At 70.4% G+C, this 25,822-nt stretch carries 20 protein-coding genes; 10 read left to right on the forward strand and 10 right to left on the reverse strand.

The genetic code is table 11. The annotated features are described in order from the left end of the window. Positions 1 to 3: 3 nt before the first annotated feature. Positions 4 to 912, forward strand: coding sequence for a GNAT family N-acetyltransferase (locus tag ACIBG8_RS17620; protein WP_397343779.1), 909 nt, complete (start codon positions 4 to 6; stop codon positions 910 to 912). On the opposite strand, the gene ACIBG8_RS17625 is transcribed toward ACIBG8_RS17620, so the two are convergent. The 5 genes from ACIBG8_RS17625 to ACIBG8_RS17645 are packed head-to-tail and all read right to left on the reverse strand — an operon-like array spanning position 909 to position 6,638. Then, complete coding sequence (locus ACIBG8_RS17625) at positions 909 to 1,910, reverse strand: M36 family metallopeptidase (RefSeq protein ID WP_397343780.1); 1,002 nt, start codon at positions 1,908 to 1,910, stop codon at positions 909 to 911. The genes ACIBG8_RS17620 and ACIBG8_RS17625 overlap by 4 nt on opposite strands. A gap of 36 nt (positions 1,911 to 1,946) precedes the next feature. Then, on the reverse strand, positions 1,947 to 2,663 hold the full coding sequence (locus ACIBG8_RS17630; RefSeq protein ID WP_397343781.1) for a polysaccharide deacetylase family protein: 717 nt from the start codon (positions 2,661 to 2,663) through the stop codon (positions 1,947 to 1,949). Then, positions 2,660 to 5,245 carry a glycosyl hydrolase 2 galactose-binding domain-containing protein gene (locus ACIBG8_RS17635; RefSeq protein WP_397343782.1) on the reverse strand — a complete coding sequence of 862 codons (2,586 nt, stop codon included), beginning with the start codon at positions 5,243 to 5,245 and terminating at the stop codon, positions 2,660 to 2,662. The genes ACIBG8_RS17630 and ACIBG8_RS17635 overlap by 4 nt, the downstream gene beginning before the upstream one ends. Positions 5,246 to 5,266: 21 nt before the next feature. Then, the gene (locus tag ACIBG8_RS17640) at positions 5,267 to 5,710 is read right to left on the reverse strand and encodes a group II truncated hemoglobin (protein WP_397343783.1); all 444 of its coding nucleotides are present in this window, start codon (positions 5,708 to 5,710) and stop codon (positions 5,267 to 5,269) included. A gap of 19 nt (positions 5,711 to 5,729) precedes the next feature. Further along, entirely contained in the window at positions 5,730 to 6,638 is a 909-nt protein-coding gene (locus ACIBG8_RS17645) for a LysR family transcriptional regulator (RefSeq protein ID WP_397343784.1), read from the reverse strand. Positions 6,639 to 6,708: 70 nt separating this feature from the next. Between ACIBG8_RS17645 and ACIBG8_RS17650 the strand changes: the two genes are divergently transcribed. Continuing rightward, complete coding sequence (locus tag ACIBG8_RS17650; protein WP_397343785.1) at positions 6,709 to 7,632, forward strand: DMT family transporter; 924 nt, start codon at positions 6,709 to 6,711, stop codon at positions 7,630 to 7,632. On the opposite strand, the gene ACIBG8_RS17655 is transcribed toward ACIBG8_RS17650, so the two are convergent. Continuing rightward, positions 7,622 to 8,719 (reverse strand): alkaline phosphatase PhoX, encoded by a 1,098-nt coding sequence (locus tag ACIBG8_RS17655; RefSeq protein WP_397343787.1) that lies wholly within the window; start codon positions 8,717 to 8,719, stop codon positions 7,622 to 7,624. The two genes, ACIBG8_RS17650 and ACIBG8_RS17655, sit on opposite strands and share 11 nt — an antisense overlap. A gap of 138 nt (positions 8,720 to 8,857) precedes the next feature. Here ACIBG8_RS17655 and ACIBG8_RS17660 point away from each other — a divergent pair, with 138 nt between their 5' ends. Continuing rightward, a complete protein-coding gene (locus tag ACIBG8_RS17660; protein WP_397343788.1) occupies positions 8,858 to 12,649 on the forward strand; it encodes a P-loop NTPase fold protein in 3,792 nt (1,263 codons plus the stop codon). 270 nt (positions 12,650 to 12,919) lie between these two features. Here ACIBG8_RS17660 and ACIBG8_RS17665 read toward each other — a convergent pair whose 3' ends face one another. Then, a complete protein-coding gene (locus tag ACIBG8_RS17665; RefSeq protein WP_397343789.1) occupies positions 12,920 to 13,786 on the reverse strand; it encodes an RNA polymerase sigma-70 factor in 867 nt (288 codons plus the stop codon). Positions 13,787 to 14,391: 605 nt separating this feature from the next. Beyond that, the gene (locus ACIBG8_RS17670) at positions 14,392 to 14,859 is read right to left on the reverse strand and encodes a Dps family protein (RefSeq protein WP_397343790.1); all 468 of its coding nucleotides are present in this window, start codon (positions 14,857 to 14,859) and stop codon (positions 14,392 to 14,394) included. A 104-nt stretch (positions 14,860 to 14,963) separates the two neighbouring features. Here ACIBG8_RS17670 and ACIBG8_RS17675 point away from each other — a divergent pair, with 104 nt between their 5' ends. The 4 genes from ACIBG8_RS17675 (at position 14,964) to mmuM (ending at position 21,134) form a co-directional block, all read left to right on the forward strand. Further along, positions 14,964 to 15,563 carry a helix-turn-helix domain-containing protein gene (locus ACIBG8_RS17675; RefSeq protein WP_397343791.1) on the forward strand — a complete coding sequence of 200 codons (600 nt, stop codon included), beginning with the start codon at positions 14,964 to 14,966 and terminating at the stop codon, positions 15,561 to 15,563. Further along, complete coding sequence (locus tag ACIBG8_RS17680) at positions 15,560 to 17,836, forward strand: VIT domain-containing protein (protein WP_397343792.1); 2,277 nt, start codon at positions 15,560 to 15,562, stop codon at positions 17,834 to 17,836. The genes ACIBG8_RS17675 and ACIBG8_RS17680 overlap by 4 nt, the downstream gene beginning before the upstream one ends. Positions 17,837 to 18,047: 211 nt before the next feature. Continuing rightward, positions 18,048 to 20,255 carry an arylsulfatase gene (locus tag ACIBG8_RS17685; RefSeq protein ID WP_397343793.1) on the forward strand — a complete coding sequence of 736 codons (2,208 nt, stop codon included), beginning with the start codon at positions 18,048 to 18,050 and terminating at the stop codon, positions 20,253 to 20,255. Between the two features lie 15 nt (positions 20,256 to 20,270). After that, on the forward strand, positions 20,271 to 21,134 hold the full coding sequence (gene mmuM, locus ACIBG8_RS17690; RefSeq protein WP_397343794.1) for a homocysteine S-methyltransferase: 864 nt from the start codon (positions 20,271 to 20,273) through the stop codon (positions 21,132 to 21,134). On the opposite strand, the gene ACIBG8_RS17695 is transcribed toward mmuM, so the two are convergent. Continuing rightward, positions 21,106 to 22,422 carry an MFS transporter gene (locus ACIBG8_RS17695; RefSeq protein ID WP_397343795.1) on the reverse strand — a complete coding sequence of 439 codons (1,317 nt, stop codon included), beginning with the start codon at positions 22,420 to 22,422 and terminating at the stop codon, positions 21,106 to 21,108. The genes mmuM and ACIBG8_RS17695 overlap by 29 nt on opposite strands. A gap of 58 nt (positions 22,423 to 22,480) precedes the next feature. On the opposite strand from ACIBG8_RS17695, the gene ACIBG8_RS17700 reads away from it, so the two are divergent. Then, positions 22,481 to 23,395 (forward strand): LysR family transcriptional regulator, encoded by a 915-nt coding sequence (locus tag ACIBG8_RS17700; protein WP_397343796.1) that lies wholly within the window; start codon positions 22,481 to 22,483, stop codon positions 23,393 to 23,395. Here ACIBG8_RS17700 and ACIBG8_RS17705 read toward each other — a convergent pair. Continuing rightward, positions 23,378 to 24,076 (reverse strand): lysophospholipid acyltransferase family protein, encoded by a 699-nt coding sequence (locus ACIBG8_RS17705; RefSeq protein ID WP_397343797.1) that lies wholly within the window; start codon positions 24,074 to 24,076, stop codon positions 23,378 to 23,380. The two genes, ACIBG8_RS17700 and ACIBG8_RS17705, sit on opposite strands and share 18 nt — an antisense overlap. Before the next feature lie 146 nt (positions 24,077 to 24,222). Between ACIBG8_RS17705 and ACIBG8_RS17710 the strand changes: the two genes are divergently transcribed. Both ACIBG8_RS17710 and ACIBG8_RS17715 read left to right on the forward strand, forming a co-directional pair. Further along, positions 24,223 to 24,981: an alpha/beta hydrolase gene (locus tag ACIBG8_RS17710; protein WP_397343798.1), complete on the forward strand. Its 759-nt coding sequence runs from the start codon at positions 24,223 to 24,225 to the stop codon at positions 24,979 to 24,981. A 69-nt stretch (positions 24,982 to 25,050) separates the two neighbouring features. Continuing rightward, the gene (locus ACIBG8_RS17715) at positions 25,051 to 25,500 is read left to right on the forward strand and encodes a hypothetical protein (protein WP_397343799.1); all 450 of its coding nucleotides are present in this window, start codon (positions 25,051 to 25,053) and stop codon (positions 25,498 to 25,500) included. The last annotated feature ends 322 nt before the right edge of the window (positions 25,501 to 25,822 follow it).

Raw genomic sequence — 25,822 nt, forward strand, 5'->3', positions numbered from 1 at the left:
GCAATGAATTCGTTGACGGAGTCAAGAGTTTCGGATGTCCGGGCCTTCAACCGCTTCTACACGAAGGTGATCGGGGTGCTGCAGTCCGGAATGCTCGACTCCCCCTACTCGCTGACCGAGCTGCGGGTGCTGTTCGAGCTGGCGCACGCCGACCGGCTGGAGTCCGGCGAGCTGCGGCGCCTGCTGGAGCTGGACGCGGGGTACCTGAGCCGGATCCTGGCCAGGTTCGAGGGCGACGGACTGATCGCCAGGGAGCGGTCGGCGGCCGACGCGCGCAAGCAGCTCGTCCGGCTCACCGAGGCGGGGGCCGCCACGTTCCGCGAACTCGACGAGCGGTCTGCCGAGGAGATCCGCACGCTGCTGGCGGGGCTGACCGAGGAGGAGCAGGGGCGGCTGACGTCGTCGATGGCGGTGATCCGCGACCTGCTCGCGCCCCCTTCGCCGCGCTCCTACGTGATCAGGCCGCCGCGCACCGGCGACCTGGGGTGGGTGGCCTACCGGCACGGGGTGCTCTACGCCCGGGAGTACGGCTGGGGCACGGAGTTCGAGCAGCTCGTCGCCGGGATCTGCAGCCGGTTCGACCCGGCGCGCGACGCCGGGTGGATCGCCGAGGTGGGCGGCGAGCGGGCCGGGTGCGTGTTCTTCATGCGCAAGGACGAGACGACGGCGCAGCTGCGCATGCTGCTGGTCGAGCCGTCCGCGCGCGGGCTGGGCATCGGCGCGCGGCTGGTCGAGGAGTGTGTACGGCACGCCCGCGCCGAGGGGTTCGAGCGCATCATGTTGTGGACCCGCGACTGCCTGGTGAGCGCGCGCAAGCTCTACCAGGCAGCCGGGTTCTCGCTGGAGTCGGAGGAGAAGGGTATGGAGAACGGCGTGCCCGTCGTGGAGCAGATCTGGTCGCGCGCCCTCTAGAGGATGCCGCGGTCCGCGAACGCCTTGGTGACGGTGTTCGCCGCCGCCGCGCCGTACAGCTTGTTCGCGGCCGCGACGGTCGCCTTGGCCGCCGCGTTGAACGTGGTGTCCTTGGCGAAGGCGAACTGCGCCTCGACGATCAGCGTGCTCGCCCGGGTGTCGCCGAGCGCGGCGCGGATGTCCCACAGGGCGCGCGACCAGATCTCGCCGTCGGCGTGCACCTCGCCGACGATGTCCTGCGGGTAGTGCTTGTTCCCGTCGAGCCTGCGCAGGCAGTGCGGGGCGGCCGAGTAGGAGACGGAGTCCCAGTCGGCCACGCACGCCTCGTCGGTGCGCGTCGGGCGCCCGGCGGCCCAGCTCGTGACGGCCACGGCGAGGTAGTCGCCGAAGGCCTCCCCGATGGAGCCGGACTCCAGGGTGGTGCCGAACCCGGTGACCTGGCCGTCCTGCACGCTGTGGCCGTACTCGTGCACGATCACCTCGGCGTCCTCGCCGTCGTCGACGCCGCCCTTGCCGAGGGTGATGTTGGCCTTGTCCTCGCGGAAGAAGGAGTTGTCCCCGCCGTACTGGTTGATGCGCAGTTCGATCTGGCGCTGGTTGACCGGGCGGAGCGTGGAGCCGAAGCCGAGCGACTGCAGGTAGTGCTGGGCGGTGGTGACCCAGTGGTAGCCCATGACCTGCTCGAACTGGTCGGAGTCGCGGTGGTAGGTGAACGTGCCGGTGGCCGCCTTGCCGGTGGAGCTCTTGACCCGCACGTAGCGGCCGGTCAGCGTGCCCGACCCGTCGAGGTCGGTGAGCGTGACCGCGGTGTAGGCGGGGGCGAAGGCAGGTAAGTCGGCGTCCTTGGCGTCGGCGAGGTTCTGGTCGCCGAGCTGCTGGACCGGGTTGGGACTGAACACGGTCGCCGGGGCCGTGCTCGGCGCGGCGGCCGCTGCCTGGCCGGAGACCAGGAGGGCGGCCGCGCCGAGGAGTGCCGTGAGGGAGCGCTTGGGAAGCATGGAGGCATCTTGCGCCCTCTCAGTGGGCACGACAAGTCAGGACATCACCTCCGCTGTGGTCCTGACGACGCTGCCGCGCGCGGCGAGCCAGTCGACCAGGGCCGTGAAGTCGGCGACCGTCATCGAGTACGGGTCGCAGTGGTCGCACAGGTGGTGGATGACGAGCTGCACCCACCCGCCGCCGTTCTGCTCCGCCGCCGTGACGTACCCCTGGATCTCGGCCAGCGTGGTGGAGCTCTTCACGTTGGGCGGGGTCCGGGTGGCGTAGGCGTCGAGCGGCGGCACGGTCTCCGCGAACACCGAGCGGCCGTTGACCCCGGAGACGCTCCTGCCCGTGGTGTAGCCGCACGAGGCGACCATCTGCTTGGCCGCCGCGTCGATCCCGCCGAACGGGTAGGCGAACGACACGGCCGGGTAGCCGCGGGCGACCAGCGCGGCCCGGTCGTCGCAGATCTGGTGCCTGAGCGCGTCCGTCTTCAGCTTCTTGACGTTGACGTGGTCGACCGTGTGCCCGGTGATCTCGTTCCCGGCCGCGGCGAGCTCGGCGAGCTGCGCCCAGCTCAGGTGCGTGGCGTCGCCGAGCGGGCCGGTGTTGACGTAGAAGGTGGCCCGCGCGCCCCGGTCCCGCATGATCGCCAGGGCGGCGTAGGTGTCGGCGTTGCCGTCGTCGAACTGCAGGGTGACGACCGTCGGCGCGGCCGTCGCCGTCACCGGGGCCTGGAACGTCAGGATCAGGGCCATCAGCCATCTCACAGCGGGATCACCACCGTGGGGATGTTGTAGCCGCGTACCCGCAGGTGGGCGGCCTGACCGCCGAGGTCGGCCGCGTCGAAGGCGGCCGTGATCGTGGTGCTGGCACCCGGCCACAGGGAGACGTAGTTGTCGCTGTAGGTGACGGGCGTGACCTCGCGCCCGCCGCTGCCCGCGATGACCTCGGGGCGGAGGAAGAAGGCGAGGTTGGTGGCGCTGGTGTTGGTCAGTGTGACCGTCGCGCCGGTCGCGGTTCTGGCGGCCGAGACGGTGACGGCGGTGTTGGACGGCAGGCTGTTCAGGCCGGTGAGGTTGGCGTAGGTCTTCGGGGTGGTCCTGTACCAGTTGCTCTTGTTGCTCAGCGTGTCGGGCGCGGTCGAGTACCAGTAGAGGTTCTCGCTGACGGTCGTCGCGCCGTCCTTGAGCTGCAGGCGGATGAGGTATGTCGTGGACAGCCCTGACACGGCGGGCACGGTCAGCACCTGCGTGCCCGCGTTCGCAGCCGCGCTGACCGGCGCGGACGCGGTGTACTTCTGGGCCAGGTCGGGCAGGTTGTGCACGGACACCGTGGCGGTCAGCCCGGTCCTGGCGGTCAGCGTGGAGTTGACCACGTGCACGGCGCGGGTGAAGTAGTCGTAGCTGATGTGCACCGGTTCGGTGGCCTTCTTGGTGCCGAAGAAGCCGCCGCCTGGCTTGAGGAAGTAGTCGTAGAGGTTCCAGTGGACCGACGGCCAGGCGTTGTTGAGCATCCAGAAGACGGTGCCGAACGTCTGCACGTGCGGTTTCGCGCTCCACGCCTCGAAGAAGGCGCGGGCGTTCTCGTAGTTCTGCAGCTCCGACTTCCTGGAGTAGTCGGCGGCGCTGCTCGCCGTGCCGTACCTCCTGTTGAGTCCGTCGGTGTAGGGGGCGATGTTGTCGAAGACGCTGCGCGGCTTGCCCGCGTGGTAGTTGAACGCGGTGCCGATCGGCCAGATGTCGGCCGGGGCGAGGAAGCGTTCGAGCGACTCCAGCGGCGGCGGCGCCTCGGTGCCCTCCTCGGCCGTGGTGCCGAAGGCGCTGCCCGCCTTGGACTGGTCCCACCACAGGACCGGCGGCTCCCAGCGGTAGGGGCCGTCCATCTTCACGCCCGCGTTGGCGTTGGCCCAGGTGGCGACGTTGTCGAGGCTCGGGTTCTGCCAGTGCAGCGCGGTGGCGATGTTCTTGTAGGCGGTCAGGTGGGCGGCCGTGGGCGGCTGGTCGCTGCCGTACGTCCAGACGAACGGGCTGGCGTGGTGGCGCAGCGCGCGGAGCTGGCTGTCAAGCGACTTCTGCGCTACCTGCGTCTGCTCGGCGGTCCAGGTGCTGTCGTTCTCCCAGGCGCTGCAGCAGACGAAGCCGGGCATGAGCATGACTCCGGCGCGGTCGGCCAGGTCGTAGAGCTCGTCGTTGCCGAGCGTGCCCTCCAGGCGGATGGTGTTCAGCCCCATGTTCTTGACGTAGTCGACGTGGGCCTTGTTGGTCTTGGTGTCCCAGCGCTGCAGCAGGTCCCACATGTAACCGCCGCCGCGGAACAGGATCGGCTTGCCGTTCACCTTGTAACCGGCCCACGAGGTGCCGTTGACGGTGGTCCGGTAGTCGGTGAACTGGCGGATGCCGAAGTCGATCGCCTTGGTGTCGGACGTCGCGCCGGCGACCGTGGCCGAGACGGACAGCCGGTGCAGCTCGGGCGAGCCGAACTGGTAGGGCCACCACAGCACCGGGTTGGTCACGTGGATCGGCGCGAACGCGATCTCCCTGCGCTCCTTGGCGGCGAGGGTGACGGTCTGGCTGAAGGTCAGCGTGGTCTGCCCGGTCTTGGTGATCGTCCCGCCGACGGTGGTGGTGACAGGCGCGTTCGTGGCGTTCACCGCGTCGACGTAGACGGTCAGGTCCGCTGCTGCGTTGCCGTCGGCGACGACGGTCTTGACGTACGGATCACGCAGCGCGACCTGACCCGTGGTCTCCAGGAACGTCCTGTCCCAGATCCCGGCGTTCATGTCCGGCACCTCGGGGTTCCAGTCGACCGTGCAGGTGGACAGGTCCTTGCAGTCGTGCGCGGGGGGCGTGACCCGGATGGCGAGCGCGTTGGCCGCGCCCGGGTTGATCAGGGCGCTGACGTCGTACTCGTGGTCGACCATCGTCCCCACGGCGGCGGCGTCGAGCTGGGTGCCGTTGAGCCAGATCTGGGCGCGGTAGCTGATGCCGGTGAACCGCAGCCAGTAGGCCTGTCCCGGCGTGGTGGGCGCGGCGGCGAACTCGCCTCTGAACCACCAGTCCTGGCCGGTCAGGTCGGGCACGTTCTTGAGGTTCTGCCCGACGTAGATGTTCTGGTAGACGTTGTTCGCCACCAGCCCGGCCAGCACGGTCGAGGGCAGGGTGACCGGGTTCCAGCCGGTGGTGGCGTAGCCGACGTGGGAGATCGTGGCGCCGGTGTCGGCGAGCCCGGTCGCCGATCGGAGCGCCCAGCCTGAGGTGAGCTCGGTGGAGGCCAGGGTGGCCGCGGCGGACGCGGCGGTGGGGTGCACGACACTCAGCGCCAGCAGGAGGATCGCGAGTATGCGGGACATGTTTCATAGTAAAGAACGTTTCTAACTATCTGGCCAGGACCACTTCGGTACCTCGCGCAGCGGGTGGAGCTGGTCGTCTGTCTCCGCGTGGGAGTTCTGCCTCGCCACCTGGGAGCCGAACTCCACGTGCTCGCGCAGCGCCTGCCTGAACGGCTCGTCGCCGGGCAGCCCCGCCTTGTCCGCGGCCGCCATGTAGAGGTCGACGAAGCGCCGGCGCTGCTCCTCGGTGATCTTCCAGCCGCGGTGCGCCGCGATCAGGCCGAGGAAGCCGCCCATCTCCCTGGTGAAGGTGTCCGGCCCGCCGAACGTCTCGGCGGTGAAGGCGGTCAGGTGCGCCACGTGGTGCGGCTTGCCCTCGCCGAACAGCGGCTTGAGCAGGGGGTCGGCCAGGACGCTGCCGTAGAAGAGATCGATGAACCGGTGCAGGGCTTCCTGCCCTCCGGCGTGCTCGAAGAGGGTCTCCATGATTACGTGATTACAGCACTCAGCCGTTCAATGCCAGATCCAGGGCGCGCATCCGCCGGATCGCCAGATCCACCACCACCCGGGTCGCCGGGGACAGCTCGACGCCCGGCCGGTGCACGATCGCGAACCGCTCGTGCAGGGGCGGGTCCAGCGACACCCAGCCCACCCCCTCGCGCCCGCGGCGCATCACGCCGTGCCAGCAGACGGTGTCGACGAGGCCGCGCGCGGTCAGTTCCAGCGCGGTCTCCATGTCCTCGACCTCGGCCTTGGGCCGCAACACGTACCCGGCCCGCCGTACGGCGTCGGCCAGTTGCTGCCTCGTGGAGTCCTCCTCGCGCCGGCTCACGTCGGGCAGCGCCAGCGGCGCCCTGGCCAGGACCTCCGGCGTGACCGGGACGCGCAGCCGCTCCGGGTGGGCGGAGACGTAGACGAGCTCGTCGCGCATCACCACCTCGGCCGCCAGGCCCTCGACGTCGAGCGGCAGCGCGGCGAGCGCCGCCTCCAGCGTGCCCCTGCGCAGGCGGTCGAGGTTGTCGGCGGAGTTGAGGCCGACCAGCTCGATCCTGATGCCCGGATGCCGCTCCAGCACGTCGGCGACCAGGTCGGCGCCCATGTAGTAGTGGGCGATCTTGAAGATGCCGAACCTGACCGTGCCGGACACCACCTCGCGGACCTCGCCGACCGCCCTGACCCCCTCCTCGACGGCCGCCAGGGCTGCGGCCGCGTGCGGGCGCAGCGCCCAGGCCGCCTCGGTCGGCACCACGCCGCGGCCTGCGCGGTGGAACAGAGCGGTGCCGAGGTGCTGCTCCAGCAGCCTGACCTGCTCGGAGACCGACGGCTGCGCGTAGCCGAGCTCGGCGGCGGCCGCGGTGAACGAGCCGTGCTCGAGGGTGGCGGCGAAGCAACGCAGCTGGTGCAGCGAGACCAAGGGAACTCCTGTGGCTGGCCAAGGAAAGAAAGGCTACCTCTATGGCTCCGTGGAGCCTAGCGTCTGCTGCATGTTCAGTCGTGGAGCGCTGCTGTGCCTGGTTTCGGCGACCGGGTTCGGCCTCGCGCCGATCTTCGCGCGCCAGTCCTACGCCGCGGGGATCGGCGTGCCGTCCATGCTCGCCGTGCGGTTCGCGCTGGCGGCTCTGGTGTTCTGGGCGGTGGTGCTCTGGCGGCGGCCCGCGTGGCCTTCTCGGCGGGTCCTGCTGGTGTGCGCGGGGCTGGGGGCGGTGGGGTACGCCTGCCAGGCGGCCTTCTACTTCGGGGCGCTCACCCACATCTCGGCGTCCCTGGTGTCCCTGCTGCTCTACGCGTATCCGGCGCTGGTGACCGTGCTCGCGGTGGCGTTACGCAGGGAGTCGCTGGATCGGCGCAAGGTCGTGGCCCTGGGGTTGTCGGGGCTCGGGCTGGTCCTGCTGCTCGGGGCGGGCGGGCTGGGCGGGCCTTCCGCGGTCGGCGTGGTGCTGGGGTTGGGGGCGGCGCTGGCCTACGCGTTGTATCTGACGGTGGCCGACGGGCTGCCGCGCGGGGTCGACCTGTACCTGGTGTCTGCCGTGGTGTGCACGGGGGCGGCGCTCAGCGTGGGCGCCTGGGCGGCTCCTTCGTTCCATCTCACGCCGGGGTGGTGGTGGGTGGGGTTGCTCGCCGTCTTCTCGACGGTGGTCCCGATCATCACGATGTTCGCCGGGGTCCGGGCGGTGGGGGCGTCCCGGGCGGCGATCCTGTCGTGTGCGGAGCCCGCGGTCACGGTCGTGTCGACGGCGCTGGTGTACGGCGAGCCGCTCGTGCCCGTGCAGATCGTGGGCGGGCTGGCGGTGCTGGGCGCCTCTTTCGTCCTCAATGCTCGACGCCGCGATGTTGCGGCGGCCAGCCCCGTGGGCCTGGAGCTCCATGATGTGACGGCTGTCTCACCGCTTGGCCGTACTAGATCGTGAAGGGTCCTGTCACCTCGAAGGTGTGGCCGTCGGTGAGGATGCCGCGGCGGCCGCGCTGCGAGGAGAAGTACAGCCGCGTGCCGTCCGGCGAGAAGGCCGGGCCGGTGATCTCCGACCGGCTGTGGCCGTGCAGGCGCAGGAACGGCGCGGCCACCCGCTGCGGGGTGATCACGTTGATCTCCATGTTGCCGCCGTCCTCCGCCACGAACAGCTCCCCCGACGCCGTCCCCGTGATGTTGTCCACGCCGCTCAGCGGGGAGTCCGCGTCGTAGATCGGCTCCAGCGTCGACGCCTTCGCGTCGTAGGCCCACACCCGGTTGTCGCCCTTGGTGGTGAAATAGCAGACGCCGTCGGCGTAATGGCAGCCCTCGCCGCCGTTGAAGTGCCTGGCATCGTCCACCTGGTGCCGCGTCGCCTTGACCAGCGCAGCGGGCGACGGCACCTCCTTCCACACCATCCCGTGGCAGAGCACCTCGAGCGTGCCCTCGGTGAGGTCGCCCCAGTCGGTCGGGCGGAAGCGGTAGAAGCAGCCGTCCTTCTCGTCCTCGGTCATGTACACGACCTCGCGGTCCGGGTCGCAGGCGGCCGCCTCGTGCTTGAACCGGCCCATGGCCAGGCGCGGCCTGGCCGGGCGCGAGCCGTACGGATCACACTCGAACACGCGGCCGCGGTAGGCCTCCTCGCACGACAGCCACGTGCGCCAGGGGGTCGCGCCGCCCGCGCAGTTGAGGTTCGTCCCCGACAGGATCCGGTACGCGTCGCGCACCGTCCCGTCGTGCGCGAACCTGATGGCCGACGCGCCGCCCAGCAGCGGGATCTCGGAGTTGGACACGTAGATCCAGCCGTCGCCGTCGGGGAAGCAGGCGCCGCCGTCGGGCGCGGCGTGCCACGCCAGCCCGGCCACCCGGTGGCCGCTCCTGGCGACCAGCCTCCCGGTGAACCCCTCGGGCAGGGCCAGGCCGACGTCGTCGGGCGGCTGGAGCGGGCCGTACGGGCTCCTGCCCTCACTGGCGTGCGCCGCGCCTTGCCATAGCGAGCCACCCAGTGCCGCGCCGGCGAACGTGAGAAGGACGGTTCTGCGCAACATGAGTAGGGCCTCCCGTGGCCACGCTAAGCGGCATGCGCGTACCAGTGGACCGAAACGACGTGAATGGAAGGGGCTCGCACGGTCAAACTCTGCGCAAACCCTGCACCACCCGTCGCTCGAACTCGGCAGATTCTCCGCATGAGCACCATCCGGCTGGCACCGTCGATCACGGCGCGCAGGGCACTGGTCTTCCTCGACTCCGACCCGGCCGCCGCCAGGTTCGCGCACGCGTTGCGCATGTGCGGGTTCGAGGTGCGGGCGGCGGAGGGGGAGGATCCCTATCCGGTGCTGGCCGGGTTCCTGTCGGGGGCGCAGCCTGGGGAGCTGTTGCTCGTCCGGTGGCCGTCGGGGTCGGGGTGGGTGCCGAGCGCGTTCAGCCGGTTGATCATGGACTTCGGGCGGCGGTTGGGGGACTCGAGTGCGGCGGCCCTGCTGCTGGTGGTCGACTTCGGCTGGGTCCTGGGTCTGGCCGAACCTGGGCACACCCGCCTGAACGTCCCCGGCGACCCGCCCGTCGCGGCCGCGGCCCTGACGGCCTCCCTGGCCTCGAAGACCGACCGCCCCGGGGCGTCGGCTTCTCTTACGGCGGTGCTGGCCGACGCGTTGCTGTCCGCGGGTGGCGTGGTGACGGTGTCCGACCTTTTCTCGCAGGCCGCTGGACATTTCTCGCGTATCGGCTCGACGTTGACGCCGGTGCTTTTCAGCCATGGCGACATCGGCGACATCCCGGTGAGCGTGGGACGGCCTGCTGGGGAGCGGGCGTTGGCGGAGACGGCGCGACGGCTGTCGGAGCGGGGCGAGCGTGACGTGCCCAGCTCGGCGGCCGAGATCGCCGCCCGCGTCTACGACCTCCACCTCAGCGTCACCGCCCAAACCCTGCTCCGCCGTGCCGCTTTGCTCCCGGGGCCGCTGACCTCAGAACTAGCCTCCGTCCTCAACACCGGCACCCCCTCCCCCACCACACCCGGAACACCAGGGACACCCGCCACGAGGGCCGCGACCGGTCTTGGAGGCCCGACCATCCCTGGAGGCGCCACCCTCCCCGGAGGCGCGGCCCTCCTCGGAGGCGCGGGCGACCCTGGAGGCGCGACACTCCCCGGAGGCGCGGGAGGCGCGACACTCCCCAGAGGCGCGGGAGGCGCGACACTCCCCGGAGGCGCGGGCGGCGTGACCGGCCGTGGAGGCGCGGCCAACCCGGGAGGCACGACCCGAGCGACCGGCCATGGAGGCGCGACTGCCGCGGGCGGCACGGGCAACGCGGCGCCGGCGCGCGATGCGGGCGGCGCAGATGGCTCGACCAGCGCACACGGCAGGGGCGGGGCGGGCGGCACGGCGTCGGCGCTCGGCGTGGGCGGCGGGGCTTCTTCGGGAGGCGCGGCGGGAGGCGGGGGGTTCGCGGCGGGTGGGGGTGCGGCGCGGGTGGTTAGTACCGCCGAGGCGTTGGCCGAGCTGGAGGCGTGGGGGCTGGCCGGGACGCCGCATCCCGCCGTCCGGGAGCTCGGGCTCGCGCGCCTCGACGCCGAGGAGGCGGCGCGCGTGTCCAGCCTCCTGCGCCGCCATCACGCCGACGCGCGAGCCGTACGCCCGAGGACCAGGCTCACCCCCGACAGCTGGACCCTCGACGACCGCCTCGGCCACCGCGTCTACGCCGAGGCGATCGCCGCCTTCATCAGGCACCAGGACACGCTCCCCCCGCTCACCATCGGGATCAAGGGCCCGTGGGGTGTCGGCAAGACGTCGCTGATGCGGATGGTCCAGGACCTGCTCGACCCCGGCGTGACCGGCCCGGAGCCGATCCGCCTGAGGCTCAACCGCGGCTCAGCCGCCACCGTCACCAACCGCGAGCTCCTGGGCCGCCTCACCGCCCGCTCCTCCGCCAAGGACCAGGAGGCCCACCCGGTCGCCGGTGACGGGTGGCGTCCCACGGTGTGGTTCAACCCGTGGATGTACCAGAACGGCGAGCAGGTCTGGGCCGGACTCGCCCACGAGATCATCGACCAGATCACCTCCCGCCTCCCCCGCGCGGAACGCGAACGTTTCTGGCTCTCCCTCAACCTGGCGCGCGTCGACAAGGAAGCCGTACGCCGCCGTATGTACTGGATGGCCACCACCCGCCTCGCCCCCGTGGCTCTGGGCTTGGCCGCTACCGGTTTGCTGACCGTGGCCTCCTTCGCCATGGAGGGCCTGCTACCTGGTCTTGAAGGAACGGCTGCCGCGGTCGCGTCGGCCGGATCCCTCGGCTCGATCGCGGCCGGAGCGATGCGCCTGACCCGCTTCTTCTCCGAGGCCGCCGAAGGCGCGTTCAGCTGCCTGATCCGCCCGCCCGACCCCCTCGGCCGCGCCCTGGGCGTCGGCCCCACGCTGCCCGAGGACGGCTACCGCGACAGGACCGGCTTCCTGCACCTGGTGCAGACGGACATGCGGCGCGTCCTCGACCTGGTGGCCACCCCACGGCGTCCGCTGGTGGTGTTCGTGGACGACCTGGACCGGTGCTCTCCGGGTACGGTCGCCAAGGTCATCGAGGCGATCAACCTGTTCCTGGCGGGGGAGTTCCCGAACTGCGTGTTCGTTCTGGCGATGGAGCCTGACGTGGTGGCGGCGCATGTGGAGATGGCGTATCGGGAGCTGATGGACGCGATGCCGGACGACGGGAGCGCGCGGCTGGGGTGGCGCTTCCTGGAGAAGATCGTGCAGTTGCCGCTGAGCGTCCCGTTGCTGGACGACGAGGAACGCCTCCCCTCCTACATCCGCGCCCTCCTCGGCCTCTCCCAGACGACCCCACCATCTGCAGTCCTCCCCCAGACGACATCACCAGCCCAGGCCCTCCCCCACGTCCCCGCCCAGCCCCCAGGCCACCCCACCTCAACTCCATCCCCAACCGCCGGCGACCCCTCCAGCTCCACCTCCACTCACCCCTCCGCCCATCCGTCCGCCCATCCGTCCGCCCATCCGTCCGGCCTCGCCCCCGCCCAAGCCTCAGGTCACGCCTCCACCCACCCCTCAGGTCGCGCCGCCGCCCACCCCTTCGACCCCGCGCACTCCCCGGGCCATGCCCATCCGATCGACCCCGCGCATTCCCAGGGCCATGCCCACGACCCCGCAGGCTCTCCGGGCCGCGCCCATCTCTCCGGTTACGCCGCTGGACACCCCCTCGATCCTGCGGCCTTCCCAGGCGGCGCCCATCCCTCCGGTTACGCACATTCGCGGAGCTTTGTGCCTCCCCCGGACCGCCCCCTGTCGGGCCGCCCAGCCCTCACCCACTCCGCAGATCCTCCGACCCCCGCACCCACCTCAGGCCGTAGATCCTCAGCCCCGTTCGTCCCCGCACCCGCCCCCGAGGCAGCCGCTGGAGCCGCCGCCCCAGGCCCCGCTCTGACCGACCGCCTGGAAGCCGCCATAAGAAGCTTCGCCCCCTCCATAGAGACCCTCGACGAAGCAGCCCACCGAGCCCAGTCCGCCCTCGGCGTCGCCGCCGCACCGGGCAGGCTCGCCGAACCCACCCGCCAGGCCGCCGACCGCGTCTTCGACGACCTCTACAGCGACGAGAACGCGTTCACCGCCATCGAATCCACCCTCCACGCCGTCGACCTCCGCAACCCCCGCGAGGTCAAGCGGTACCTGAACGTGTTCCGCTTCTACTCCTTCATCACCTACCGCCGACAGCTGGCCGGTCTGGGCAGAGCAGGCGACGAGGCGGTGGCGAAACTGTCCGCCCTGACCATCGGCTGGCCCCATCTGCTGGCCGTACTGACCAAGGAAGCCCACCCGGGCGCCACGGTTCTGGACAGGCTGGAAGAGGCCGCACAGCGCGTGGACGGCGACGCGTGGCACCGCGCCCTCCAGGACGCAGGACTCACCCACCAGGACGAGCTCCGCCAACTCCTCGCCACCCGCCCACCCATCTCCCCCTTGGCCCGAGCCCTCCTCTAACCCGGACCCACACAAAGGCAGGCATTCTCCCCACACAACCAGGACGCGCACCACACCCCGCCCACAGCCCCACCCGAACCCACCACGCGCCGTGCGCCGTGCGCCGTGCGCCGTGCGCCGTGCGCCGTGCGCCGAAGCGACAGTGGCGCCGGTCAGCGTCCGACGCCACGCCGAGCTCGGCGTGATGCACGTCGCGACCGACCCCCTACACGCGCGTGGCGAGCTACACCCCGACCCACAAATGCACACCAGCCGACCAAGCCCCGAGGCTCAGCGGCTCACCGGGGTCACCTGTTCGACCCGCGACAGCTTCTCCGGGTTGCGCACCGCGTAAAGCCCGGTGATGAGCCCCTCGTCGATCCGTACCCCCATCACCGTGCTGACCTCGCCCCCGAGCCGCAACACCACCCCCACCCCGCCATTGACCTGCGCCAGCTCCAAGGACACCTCAGCCCCGATCCGCCCCAGCAACTGAGCCACAGCGTCAGCCCCCACAACAGGCACCAGCGAAGCCTGCACGACCCCGCCACCATCGCCCAGCAGCACCACATCGGGAGCAAGCAGGTTAAGCAGCCGCTGCAGATCCCCCGTCTCGACCGCCCGACGAAACGCCTCCAACGCCCCCCGGCTCTCAGCCGCGGACACCACCCCACGCGGCCGCCGCTCAGCGACATGCGCACGCGCCCGATGCGCGATCTGCCGAACCGCGGCCGAACTCTTGTCCACAGCCTCCGCGATCTCGTCGTACGACAGGTCGAACACCTCACGCAAAACGAACACCGCCCGCTCAACCGGCCCAAGCGTCTCCAACACCAGCAACATCGCCATGGAAACGCTCTCAGCCAGCTCAACATCCTCAGCCACGTCAGGCGAGGTCAACAGCGGCTCGGGCAGCCAGGGCCCGACATAAGACTCCTTACGCCGACCAAGCACTCGCAACCGGCTGAGCGCCTGCCGCGTAGCGGTCTTGACCAGGTAAGCGCGCTGATTCAACACCGTGTCGAGATCAACGTTCACCCACCGCAACCAGGTCTCCTGGAGTACATCCTCCGCGTCCGCCGCCGACCCCAGCATTTCGTAGGCAATGGTGAACAACAGACTGCGATGCGCAACAAACGCCTCAGTAGCCGCCTCCATCCGACCTCCCTCACTCACACCAAACCGCCTTTTCCACCCCAAACCCCAACCACCCGACCATAGACACCCACCTTCACGCCGCACCCATCAACCACCCGTTGAGGGCGGAGAAGTCAGCGTCGGTGAGACCAGGGCGCGGATCGATGCGATGGAACAAGGACTGCCCCTGGTAGGCGTCGAGACCCAGCGGTGATCTCATCCTCGACCCAGGCGAAGGACCGTCCGGCCGCCCAGTCGACAAGCGCGCGGGTCTTCCAGTGCAGTCCCGCCCGCCCGTCCGGGTCATCCTGGGCGGACGGTTCCGGCCAGATCACCACCGGCAACTCCGGCAGTCCGAGGCGCGGGGCGTGCACTCGTTGGCGTCGGCCATCCAGGTCGTCGCGCACACCAGATCGCACGGCGTCAAGCGAGGCCCGAGTCCGGGATCGACCCTGGCCGGCAACGGATGCGCGCCGGTCTCCCGCGAGACTGTACGGAAGGTCGGATACGCGTCCGCTCCGAAAGGGTCGACGTCGAGGAAGAGCGCGGGCGCCGGGTGGGAGGCGGTCACGACCGCACGACGGGCGGAGCTGGGCTCCCCGGGGAGGGGAGCCCGGAATCGCGGTCTAGCGCTGCGCCTGGAACATCCAGTGCTGCTTTTCGATGTCCTGGGCCACGGCGATGAGGAGGTCCTGGGTCACGGGGTCCGGGTCGTTGGTCGCGTCTATGCGGGCGCGCATCCTCTGGGAGACGTCCGCCAATACGTCCGTGAACGTTGCCACCACCTTGCCGTCCTCCAACCAGCTGAGCTCCGGCTGCTGCACCTGGGTGGATTCCGCGAGGGTCGCCGCGCGGCCGTCGGGGTTGATGCCCAGGGCCACGGCGCGTTCGGCGATGGTGTCCGCGTGGTCGCGGGCAATGGTGACGAGCTCGTCCAACTGCAGGTGGAGTGAGCGGAAATGGGGGCCAACGACGTTCCAATGCGCCTGCTTGGCGATCAAGGAGAGGTCGATGAGGTCGACCAGCGCCCCCTGCAACGCCTCGGCGACGATCTTCTGGTTGGCGGCGGAAAGCGGGCCAGTGATCCCGGTCATGAGGGTTCCTCCAGTCGATATCCGATCTTCCTTGCACAACCAGCGGCGATGGCGGATTCTTCCTGTAGTTGACAGTGTAATAATGACAGTGTCATTGTAGAGCCATGGAGGAGACCTGGAGCATCGGCGAGCTGGCTGAGCGGGCGGCTGACGCGTTGCGGGCTCAGGCGCAGCCGGTCAGCGGGCGGGTCAGGGAGGTGCCCAGCGAGCGGATCATCCGGTGGTACACCACGATCGGCCTCGTCGACCCGCCGCTGACCAGGCGCGGCAGGATCGCTCAGTACGGCAGGCGGCACCTGCTGCAACTGGTGGCGATCAAGCGGATGCAGGCGCAGGGGCAGTCCATCGCGGAGATCCAGGCCACGCTCACCGGAGCAACGGATGCGCGGTTGTCGCAGGTGGCCGAGTTGGCGGTGCCGGTCGGGGCGAAACCTGAGGGGCCGAGGGCCCGGTTCTGGGCGGAACGGCCGAACGTCGACGCCGAGGCACACAACGGCGAAGGCCCCGTCAAGGCCGCCGCGAGCCCTCCCGAAGAAGCAGCCAGTCCCATGAACGCAAGGGTTGTTCATGGGGTGCGGATCGCCGATGGGGTCACGGTGTTGCTCGACGGCGCGAGCCGTACCCCCACAGCAGAAGACATCGAGGCAGTCCTGGCCGCCGCCGGACCGCTTCTCACGGTGCTCGAAGAACGGAGACTCGCATGAAGATCACTGCGCTGGAGCCGAGCCGCTGCCTGCCGCTGCCCGACGCGGGGTTCGGCGCTCTCCAGACCGTGCAGGGCAACCTCCCCCTGGAGTCCGTCGATGTAAAGGCGGAAATTTCGGGGCTTGTGGCTCATGTCGACGTCGCCCAAGGGTTCAGGAACCCCTTCGACGTGTCCCTCGAAGCCACCTACGTCTTCCCCCTCCCCGACCGCGCCGCCGTCACCGCCTTCAGGATGGAGGCCGACGACCGCGTGATCGAGGGCGTGCTCAAGGAGCGCGGCGAAGCCAGAAAGGCCTACGACCAGGCCCTCAGCGAGGGCAAGCGGGCCGCGATCGCCGAAGAGGACCGCCCGGACGTCTTCACGATCCGGGTCGGCAACATCGTCCCGGGCGAGCGGGTGACCGTACGGCTGACGCTGGCCCAGCCGCTCCCCTACGAGGACGGCGCGGCCACCTTCCGCTTCCCCCTCGTCGTCGCCCCCCGTTACATCCCCGGCCGCCCGATCGACGGCCCGCAGGCGGGCGACGGCGTGCGCCCCGACACCGACGTGGTGCCCGACGCGTCGCGAATCTCCCCTCCGGTGCTCCTGCCGGGCTTCCCCAATCCGGTACGGCTGTCGCTGACCGCGAACGTCGATCCCGCCGGGCTGGAGCTGCGCGACCTCGCCTCGTCCCTGCACGTCACCGAGCAGGAGGGCGGGACGATCAGCCTCAAGCCCGGCGAACGGCTCGACCGCGACTTCATCCTGCGCATGGAGTTCGGCGCCTCGACCACGCTGCAGCTCGACGGCGACCGCACGTTCTGCCTCACCGTCGTGCCCCCGCCGCTCCAGGAGACGCGCGTGCCGCGCGACCTGGTGCTGGTGCTCGACCGATCGGGCAGCATGGGTGGCTGGAAGACGGTGGCGGCGCGGCGCGCGGCGGCCAGGATCGTCGACACGCTCACCGCGCAGGACCGCTTCGCCGTACTCACCTTCGACTCGGTCGTCGAGCACGCCTTCGAGGGCCTCAGCGAGGCCACGGACAGCAACCGCTACCGCGCCGTCGAGCACCTCTCGCGGGTGGACGCCCGGGGCGGCACCGAGTTGCTCGAACCGCTCCGCCAGGCGATCGCGCTGCTGGGCGAGGAGGGGCGCGAGCGGGTGATCGTGCTCGTCACCGACGGCCAGGTCGGGAACGAGGACCACCTCCTGGAGCAGGTGGGCGGCGCGCTGTCGTCGATGCGCGTGCACTGCGTCGGCATCGACAGGGCCGTCAACGCCGCCTTCCTCGGGCGGCTGGCCGGGCTCGGCGCCGGGCGGTGCGAGCTGGTGGAGTCCGAGGACCGGCTGGACGCGGCGATGGAGCAGATCCACCGCAGGATCGGCGCGCCGCTGGTGACCGATCTGTCCCTCAAGGGCATGGAGACCTCGGACGTCACCCACCTGGGGTCGATCTTCCCCGGGGTCCCGCTGCAGGTGTTCGGCCGCTACAGCTCGGGGTCCAGGCTGACGGTGTACGGCACGGCCGGAGCGTCGCCGTGGGAGGAGACCGTCGAGGGGACGGTCGTCACCAATCCGGCGTTGCGGGCGATCTGGGCTCGGGCGCACCTGCGGGAGCTCGAAGACCGGTACGCGATGGGCGAGCACGACCTCGAGTCGCGCATCGTGGCGACGTCGCTGGAGCACGGGGTTCTGTGCAGGTTTACCGCCTATGTCGCGGTGGACACGCGGCCGGTGGGCGAGGGCGGGCCCGAGCACCGGGTGATCCAGCCGGTCGAGCTGCCGAGCGGGTGGGAGGCGCCGATGCCGCCGCCGATGGCTCCGGCGTTCGGGCGGGCGATGATGGCGTCGGCGCCGATGGGCTTCGCCGAGAGCCTGGACGTACCCGACTTCCTCGCGGGCGGCAGCGCGGGCGGCGGGGGCGGGATCGGCGGTCAGGCCAAGCGTGCGGCCGCCTCGCGCGGACGCGCGTTCGCCAAGCCCGCCGTCCCCCGGCCCGGCCGTACGGCACCGCATGGTCTGGACGCGGTCATGCCGCAACTCAAGGCCGAGCTGGAGCGGCTCGTCGTATTGCGGACGCCCGATCTGTTCTACCTCGCCGACCTGGGCTCACGGCTCGCGGCGCTGGCCTCCTACCTGGGGGGACACGCCGAGCTGCGGGCGCTGGCGGAGGAGCTGGAGTCGGGGCAGGACGCCGAGGCCCTGTGGCACCGCGCCATCACGGTCCTGACGGCCCTGACCGGGGGTTCAGATTCAGGTACGGCCCGCCGCCCCTTCTGGAAGCGCGGCTGACCCCTTCCGGAAGCACGACCAGCCGCAGGGGCAGCCCGCCCACGAGAAGGGGCGCGCCGCCCCTGCGCAAAGAGGACGGGGTCCGGGGAGGCCCCTCGCGCAGCTGCCCCTGCGCCGATGGACGACAGTTCCAAAGGACGGGGAGAGCCCTCGCGCAGGGGCCGAAAAGGCGTGGTGGCGACGGGCGGGGTTGCGGGGGGATACTCCGGACATGATCGCCTATGAGGGGTTTCAAGGGCGGGTGGGCAGGACGATTGCCGGGTCGGAGTCGTGGTGGCCGGAGCGCGCCACCCCTCCCCCGGGCTCGCCCAACGTCGTGATCGTGCTCGTCGACGACGTCGGGTTCGCCGATCTCGGGTGCTACGGGTCGGAGATCCCCACGCCGCATCTCGACGCCCTGGCCGCCAGGGGCACGCAGTGGACCGACTTCCACACCACGCCCATGTGCTCCCCCACCAGAGCGGCCCTGCTCACCGGGATGAACCCGCACCTCGCGGGCGTGGGGCACATCGCCAACTCCGACCCGGGTTTCCCCGGCTATGCGGGCGAGATCGACCCGCGGATCCCCACCATGGCGGAGATCTTCCGTGAGCACGGCTGGCACACCCTGGCCGTGGGCAAGTGGCATCTCACCAAAGACTCAGACATGTCGGATGCGGGCCCGCGCCACGCCTGGCCCCTCCAACGCGGTTTCGACCGCTTCTACGGCTTCCTCGACGCCTTCACCAACTTCCACCACCCACACCGCCTCATCAGCGACAACTCGGCCGTCGAAGTGGACGGCTACCCCGACGGCTACTACCTCACCGACGACCTCACGAGCAGGGCCACCACGATGATCAGGCAGGCGAGGGCGAGCGACGACCGCCCGTTCCTGCTGTATCTGGCCCACGGCGCGGCCCACGCCCCTTTACAGGCCCCAGAAGCCGATATTTCGGCGTTCAGGGGCGCCTACGGCCAAGGCTGGGACGCCATCCGCCTCCAACGCCACTCCCGGCAGAAAGAACTCGGCCTGCACACCTTCGACCTCCCCCCGCGCAACCACGAGGAAGGCGACGCCGTACAACCCTGGGACGACCTGACAGCAGCCCAGAAGACGGTCTTCGCCCGCTACATGGAGGTCTACGCCGCCATGATCACCGGCATAGACCGCAGCGTCGGCGAGCTCACCGCCACCCTCGAGGACCTGGGCGAGCTGGACAACACCATCTTCGTCTTCACCTCCGACAACGGCGCCTCCCGCGAGGGCGAGGAGCACGGCACCACCCAGTACCTCCGCACCCTGCTGTCCAGCAACAGCAGGCACGACCGCGAGGACCCGGCAGCCGACCTCGACCGCCTGGACCTCATCGGCGGCCCCAGAACCCTCGCCCACTACCCCAGAGGCTGGGCGATGGCCTCCAACACGCCCTTCCGCCTGTACAAGCGCAACACCCACCAGGGCGGCCACGCCGTACCCTTCCTGATGTCCTGGCCGGACGGCCTGCCGGACACCGGCAAGGTCGACACGTGGGCGTACGTCACCGACGTCCTCCCCACCCTCCTGGAGCTGACCGGCCTCCCGGAGCGCGAGCTCAACGGCCGGTCCATGACCAGGACCGGCGAGCGCGAGCAGTACTCGGAGCTCCAGGGCCACCGCGGCTACGTGAAGGGCGACTGGGAGATCGTCACCCGCCACGCCCCGCTGACCCCGTTCGGCGACCACGAGTGGGAGCTCTACCACCGCCCCACCGACCGCACCCAGCTCCACGACCTCGCTGCCGAGCGCCCCGAGCTGGTCGCCGAGCTGGCCAAGGCCTGGGAGGAGGCGGCCCGCGCCAACCAGGTCTACCCCCTGGACGAGGGCTCCCGCCTGCGGTACCTGATCCGCCCGCCCTGGCACGAGGACGCGGCTCCGGTACGGCTCACGCCGTACGTCCACACGCTGGAGCGCTGGCGCTCGCTGCAGCTCATCCAGTGGCGTTCCTTCACCGTCACCGCCACGATCGCCGAGCCGGGCGACGGCGTGCTGGTCGCGCACGGCGGCCAGGGCGGCGGCTACGTCCTGCACATCGAGGACGGCGAGGTCGTCTTCACCCAGAACGGCTACGGCGTGATGCACCACCTCAAGGCAGGCCCATCCGGAACCACGATCGAGGCTCACATCACCGCCCCAGGCGACTGGGCATGGAATGTCACCATAGAAGTGGACGGCGAGCGACGGGCCACCCACGAAGGACTGCCCATGCTGGCCGCCTTCTGCCCGATGGAAGGCATCGACGTGGGCGTCGACCGCCGCTCCCCCGTCTCCTGGGAACACGGCCAGAACCCCTTCACCGGCCGCATAAAGGACGTCCTCTACACACCGGGCGCGTTCGCCCCCGATGCCGGGGCAAACTTCGTAGACCTGGTCAGACAGGTCGGGATGCGCTTCGAGTGAGCATAGGCTGAACGGGTGAGCTCACTTGTCCTGGACGGCGGCCTGGCCACCCATCTCGAATCCCTCGGTGCCGATCTGCGCGACGACCTGTGGTCGGCGCGCCTGCTCCTGGAGGACCCCGGGCTGATCAGGCAGGTCCACGCCGACTACTTCGCCGCCGGGGCCGACGTGGCCACGACGGCGAGCTACCAGGCGTCGATGCCGGGCTTCGTCAGGCGCGGGATGAGCGAGGCGCAGGCCGAGCGGCTGATCAGGCTGTCGGTCGAGCTCGCCGCCCAGGCGCGCGACGAGGCAGGTGGCGGGCTCGTGGCTGCGTCCGTCGGCCCCTACGGCGCCTACCTGGCCAACGGCGCCGAGTACACCGGCGACTACGACCTCGACGAGGACGGCCTGGCCGCCTGGCACCGCCCGCGCTGGGAGATCCTCGCCTCCTCCGGCGCGGACATGCTGGCCTGCGAGACCATCCCCTCGCTGCCGGAGGCGAAGGCGCTGGCCCGGCTGCTGGAGGAGACGCCGCAGGTGAAGGCGTGGATCAGCTTCTCCTGCCGCGACGGCGGCCACATCAACGACGGCACCCCGATCAAGGAGGCGGCCGCGGTGTTCTCCGGCAACCCGCAGGTCGTGGCGGTCGGCGTCAACTGCACCGCGCCCAGGTTCGTCCCCGCGCTGATCGGCGAGCTGACCGAGCTGCCCGTCGTCGTCTACCCCAACTCGGGCGAGACGTGGGACGCCGAGGCGCGCCGCTGGGAGGGGCTGGCCGACCCGGTCGAGTACGGCGAGGCGGCGGCGCAGTGGCAGGCGGCCGGCGCCTCGATGGTGGGCGGCTGCTGCCGTACCACCCCGGAACACATCAGGCAGGTACGCGCTCACCTGTCCTGAGCCACAGCAGGGCGAGCGCCGCCCCGACGAGCACGACGGCAGCGACAGCGAGGTACCCGGCGCCCATGCCCGCGGTCGCGGTGACCGTCCCCATGACGGCGACGCCCACGGCGCTGCCCAGCTCGCGGGCGGCGCTGTTCAGGCCGGAGCCGAGTCCGGCCCGCTCCCTGGGCAGCGCGGCGATGATCTCGGTGGACATCACCGGCAGCGTGCACCCCATGCCCGCGCCCATCAGCAGGGGCCCGACTGCATAGACCGCGTACGGCATGCCGGGCCCGGCGAACGACAGCCACACCAGCCCGGCCACGACCAGCGCCATCCCGCCGACGAGCGCCCTGCGGCGGTCGAAGGACGCGGCCAGGCGCGAGACCACGATCATCGGGATCACCAGCGGCAGGATCGCCACCCCGGTGAGCAGGGGCGAGAACCCCATGACCTCCTGCAGGTACCGGGCGTTCGTGAAGAACAGCGCGAACAGCCCGAAGAACATCACGCCCACTCCGAGCACCCCGGCGCGCAGCCTGGGCAGCGCGAACAGCCGGGGGTCGAGCAGCGGCCGCTCGGACCGCAGCTGGTGCCTGACGAACAGGCAGAACAACGCGGCCGACGCGGCGAACGAGCCGAGCACCAGGGCGCTCCCCCAGCCCGCCTCCGGCCCCTCGACGATGCCCGTCAGCAGCGACACCGACGCGGCGACCAGCAGCCCCGCCCCGGCCAGGTCGAGGTGGGCGTCGTGCCGCGGCACCCGCGGGGCGACCAGCGCCGCGAGCACCGCCAGGATCGGCGCCAGCGCGACCGGCGCCAGGAACAGCGCCTGCCACGGCAGGAACTCCATGATCAACCCTCCGCCCAGGTTCCCGACCACTCCGGCGGCCCCGGTCGCCGCCGTCCATCCGGCGATCGCCCGCGCCCGGTCGGCGGGGGGAAAGGCGGCGACGGTCAGCGACAGCGAGGCAGGCATGATCATCGCGGCCCCCGCCCCGCTCAGCGCCCTGGCGGCCACCAGCGCGGCCACGCTGGGCGCCAGCGCGGCGGCCAGGCAGCCGAGCGCGAAGACCCCGAGCCCGGCCAGCAGCACCCCCTTGCGCCCGAACCGGTCACCGGCCGCCCCTGCGGGGATCAGCAGGCAGGCGAAGACGACCACGTAGGAGTCGACGATCCACAACAGCTGCGCCCGCGACGGGTGCAACGAGCTCGCGGCAAGGGTGGGAATGGCCAGGTTGACGGCGGCGACGAGGGAGATGGTGAGCACCACGCAGGCGGACATCACTCCAAGAACTCTCTTCATGCCCGCAACGTAAGCTAGGTCGTGACATAACCTCAAATGCATCTTTGACAGGTGATATATGCGTCAAACGCAACCGAGCCTCGACCTGCTGATCGCCCTCGACGTCCTGCTGGAGGAGGGCAGCGTCTCCGGCGCCGCGCTGCGCCTGCACCTGTCCGAACCGGCGATGAGCCGTACCCTCGGCAGGCTCCGCCGCGCGATGGGCGACCCGATCCTGGTCAGGTCGGGGCGGCAGATGGTGCCCACGCCCCGGGCGCTGGAGGTGCGGGCCGAGGTGCGCTCGCTGGTGGAGGCGGCGCGGCGCGTCTTCACGCCGCCGGGGGCGCCCGACCCAGCGACGCTGGTGCGCGAGTTCGTGGTGATGGCCTCGGACGCGGTGATCGCCTCGATCAGCGTCCCGATGCTGACCGAGACCGCGCGCTCGGCGCCCGGCGTGACGCTGCGCTTCATCCCGGAGGGCCACGGCGACCTGCGCGCGCTGCGCGACGGCGACGCCGACCTGCTGGTGACCGTGGTCGACGACCCCTCACCGGAGACGCGGGTGGAGGAGCTGCTCACCGACCGCATCGTCGGTGTCGTACGGCAGGGCCACCCGCTGCTGGACGGGGAGATGACGCCGGAGCGTTACGCGGCCGCCGAGCACGTCATCTCCTCGCGGCGCGGCAGGACGAGCGGTCCCATCGACCAGGCGCTGGCCGCCCTCGGGCTGCGCCGCAGGGTGGTGGGGACGGTGCCGACGTTCACGGCGTCGTTGTTCGTGGCGCGCGAGTCGGACCTGGTGGCGATGGCGGGCGAGGCGTGGCTGTCGCGCTCGGCGGTGACGGCGCTCGGCATGGTGGCCTTCGCCCTCCCGCTGGACCTTCCGGTCATCACGGTCTCGCAGGCCTGGCACCCGCGCCACGACGCCGACCCGGGACACGCCTGGCTGCGCGGGCAGGTGCGGCAGGTGTTCAGCTCACGAGGCGGCGCGTGAGGCCCTTTCGAGCTCCACCTTGGCGCTGGCCGCGTACTTGTCGACGTACTCCTGGCCGGACAGCTCCATCAGCGCGTACATGATCTCGTCGGTGACCGCGCGCAGCACGAGGCGGTCGTCCTCCATGCCGTAGTAGCGCGAGAAGTCGAGCGGCTTGCCGAACCGCACCCCCGGCTTGATGCCCATCTTGGGGAACGCCCTGCCGGGCGGCATCATCTCGAAGGTGTTGACCATCGCCCACGGGATGACCGGCGCCCGCGACATCAGCGCCAGCCGCGCCACGCCCGTCTTGCCCTTGTAGAGGCGCCCGTCAGGCGAGCGGGTGCCCTCGGGATAGATGCCGAGAAGGTATCCCTCGCTCAGCACCCGCATGCCCGTGCGCAGCGCCGCCTCGCTCGCCTTGCCGCCCGAGCGGTCGATCGGCACGGTGCCGACGCCGCTGAAGAACAGCCGGGTGAAGAAGCCCTTGATGCCGCGGCCGGTGAAGTAGTCGGACTTGCCGAGCGAGATGACCTTGCGCGGGAGCTGGAGCGGTCCGAAGAAGTGGTCGGCGAAGGACAGGTGGTTGCCCGCCAGGATCGCCGGACCCTGCTTGGGCACGTTGTCCGTACCTTCCGCCCATGGACGGAACAACAGGTGCAGCAACGGCGCCAAGATGGCCTTGACCACCCAGTAGAACACTCGCGGCCACCTCTTCCCACAACGCGTCTTCGAGTGGAGTCATCTTCGCATCTCGCGCGCCAAGCTCCTACACCAGCACTCGCACAACTACCCTTCATCGTGCGACGATCGGGCAATTCGGGATGATTTCCGGTCGAGGAGCTGTTATGCCGCTCATGCCAGGCGCGGAGCCCTTCCACCACGAAGCGGGACAGGTCGGTGTCCTGCTGTGTCACGGGTTCACCGGCACGCCGCAGTCGCTTCGGCCGTGGGCGGAACACCTCGCGGCCAGTGGACTCACCGTCTCGCTGCCCCGCCTGCCGGGACACGGCACGACGTGGCAGGAGATGAACCGCACCCGCTGGGAGGACTGGTACTCGGAGGTCGAGAAGGCCTTCGCCGACCTCCAGGGGCGCTGCGCCGACGTGTTCGTCGCCGGGCTGTCACTGGGCGGCTGCCTGGCGCTGCGGCTCGCCGAGGTGCACGGCGACGCCGTACGCGGCGTGGTCGTCGTGAACCCGTCGATCGCCCTGGACGTGCCGCTGCTGCGGCTCGCGCCGGTGCTGAAGTGGGTGCTGCGCTCGGTGCCCGGCGTGGCGAACGACGTCAAGAAACCCGGGGCCACCGAGCTGGCCTACACGAGGACCCCGGTCAGGGCGGCGGCCACGCTCCCACGACTGTGGTCCCTCGTGCAAGCCGACCTGGGCAAGGTGACCCAACCATTGCTGATCTTCCACAGTACGGACGATCACGTGGTGAAACCGACAAGCGTGGCGATCCTCCGCGAGCGGATCCCCGATGCGACGATCGAGGAGCTGTCCGATAGCTACCATGTTGCGACGTTGGACAACGATGCCGACAGGATCTTTGCCGGGAGCCTGGAGTTCATCCGGACACATGCCTCGGTACCCTTGCAGAGGGACTGATCGCACCCCGGGGGGAAGAGCGATCTTCGCGGAGAAGGTGAATGGCCGATGAGTAACAGGCCCAGCTAGGTGACGCCGCAGAGCGATGAGGACGAGGTCTGGCGTCAGATCGTCGCGTCCTTCAACGACACAGCCGAGCGCGACTCGGCCGACCAGCCATGGCCGGACAGCGAGAACGTCCCGGTGGAGCCGACCCGGAGGGTCGTCAAGCCGCCGGAGGTCGACGAACTGGACGACGTGGTGGAGCCGGACCGCGACGAGGACGACGACGAGGGGCACTACACGCCGCCCGCGCCGCCTCCGCTGCCCAAGGTCGACCTGACCACCAAGATCGCGTGGGTGGCTCTCTTCGGGGGGCCCGCGTATCTCCTGGTGGCGGCGATGGCCAACTGGGAGATGCAGGGGTGGGCGCTGTTCGCCGCGGTGGCGGCGTTCATCGGGGGGTTTGTGGCGCTGGTGGTCAGGATGGGTGATGGGCCGCCGAACGACTCAGGCTGGGACGACGGCGCCGTCCTCTGACCCGACCGCGCCTCGCCCGGAAGACTTCCGCCACGCCATCAAACCTGACACAGAAATAGACCTCGGCAGGCGAGCCACCTTTGGGGTTGGCGCCTTTTTTGGGGGCCAAGGTCCCTTTTGGGGGTCGAGTTCCTAGAGAGTCGAGGTCCTCTTCAAGGGTCTAGGTCTCTTGGGGGTTGAGGTCTCTTGGGGGTTGAGGTCTCTTGGGGGTTGAGGTCTCTTGGAGGTTGAGGTCTCTTGGAGGTTGAGGTCTCTTGGAGGTTGAGGTCTCTTGGAGGTTGAGGTCTCTTGGAGGTTGAGGTCTCTTGGGGGTTGAGGTCTA

Origin of the sequence: Nonomuraea sp. NPDC050556 (genome assembly GCF_044457355.1) — a bacterium.
Lineage (GTDB): Bacteria > Actinomycetota > Actinomycetes > Streptosporangiales > Streptosporangiaceae > Nonomuraea.

Coding starts and splice junctions, on each gene's coding strand:
- ACIBG8_RS17655 (WP_397343787.1), bottom strand. CDS start 8,719: ATGTTGCGCAGAACCGTCCTTCTCACGTTCGCCGGCGCGGCACTGGGT.
- ACIBG8_RS17680 (WP_397343792.1), top strand. CDS start 15,560: ATGAAGATCACTGCGCTGGAGCCGAGCCGCTGCCTGCCGCTGCCCGAC.
- ACIBG8_RS17700 (WP_397343796.1), top strand. CDS start 22,481: ATGCGTCAAACGCAACCGAGCCTCGACCTGCTGATCGCCCTCGACGTC.
- ACIBG8_RS17650 (WP_397343785.1), top strand. CDS start 6,709: ATGTTCAGTCGTGGAGCGCTGCTGTGCCTGGTTTCGGCGACCGGGTTC.
- ACIBG8_RS17710 (WP_397343798.1), top strand. CDS start 24,223: ATGCCGCTCATGCCAGGCGCGGAGCCCTTCCACCACGAAGCGGGACAG.
- ACIBG8_RS17665 (WP_397343789.1), bottom strand. CDS start 13,786: ATGGAGGCGGCTACTGAGGCGTTTGTTGCGCATCGCAGTCTGTTGTTC.
- ACIBG8_RS17685 (WP_397343793.1), top strand. CDS start 18,048: ATGATCGCCTATGAGGGGTTTCAAGGGCGGGTGGGCAGGACGATTGCC.
- ACIBG8_RS17670 (WP_397343790.1), bottom strand. CDS start 14,859: ATGACCGGGATCACTGGCCCGCTTTCCGCCGCCAACCAGAAGATCGTC.
- ACIBG8_RS17675 (WP_397343791.1), top strand. CDS start 14,964: ATGGAGGAGACCTGGAGCATCGGCGAGCTGGCTGAGCGGGCGGCTGAC.
- ACIBG8_RS17635 (WP_397343782.1), bottom strand. CDS start 5,245: ATGTCCCGCATACTCGCGATCCTCCTGCTGGCGCTGAGTGTCGTGCAC.
- ACIBG8_RS17640 (WP_397343783.1), bottom strand. CDS start 5,710: ATGGAGACCCTCTTCGAGCACGCCGGAGGGCAGGAAGCCCTGCACCGG.
- ACIBG8_RS17695 (WP_397343795.1), bottom strand. CDS start 22,422: ATGAAGAGAGTTCTTGGAGTGATGTCCGCCTGCGTGGTGCTCACCATC.
- ACIBG8_RS17660 (WP_397343788.1), top strand. CDS start 8,858: ATGAGCACCATCCGGCTGGCACCGTCGATCACGGCGCGCAGGGCACTG.
- ACIBG8_RS17625 (WP_397343780.1), bottom strand. CDS start 1,910: ATGCTTCCCAAGCGCTCCCTCACGGCACTCCTCGGCGCGGCCGCCCTC.
- ACIBG8_RS17620 (WP_397343779.1), top strand. CDS start 4: ATGAATTCGTTGACGGAGTCAAGAGTTTCGGATGTCCGGGCCTTCAAC.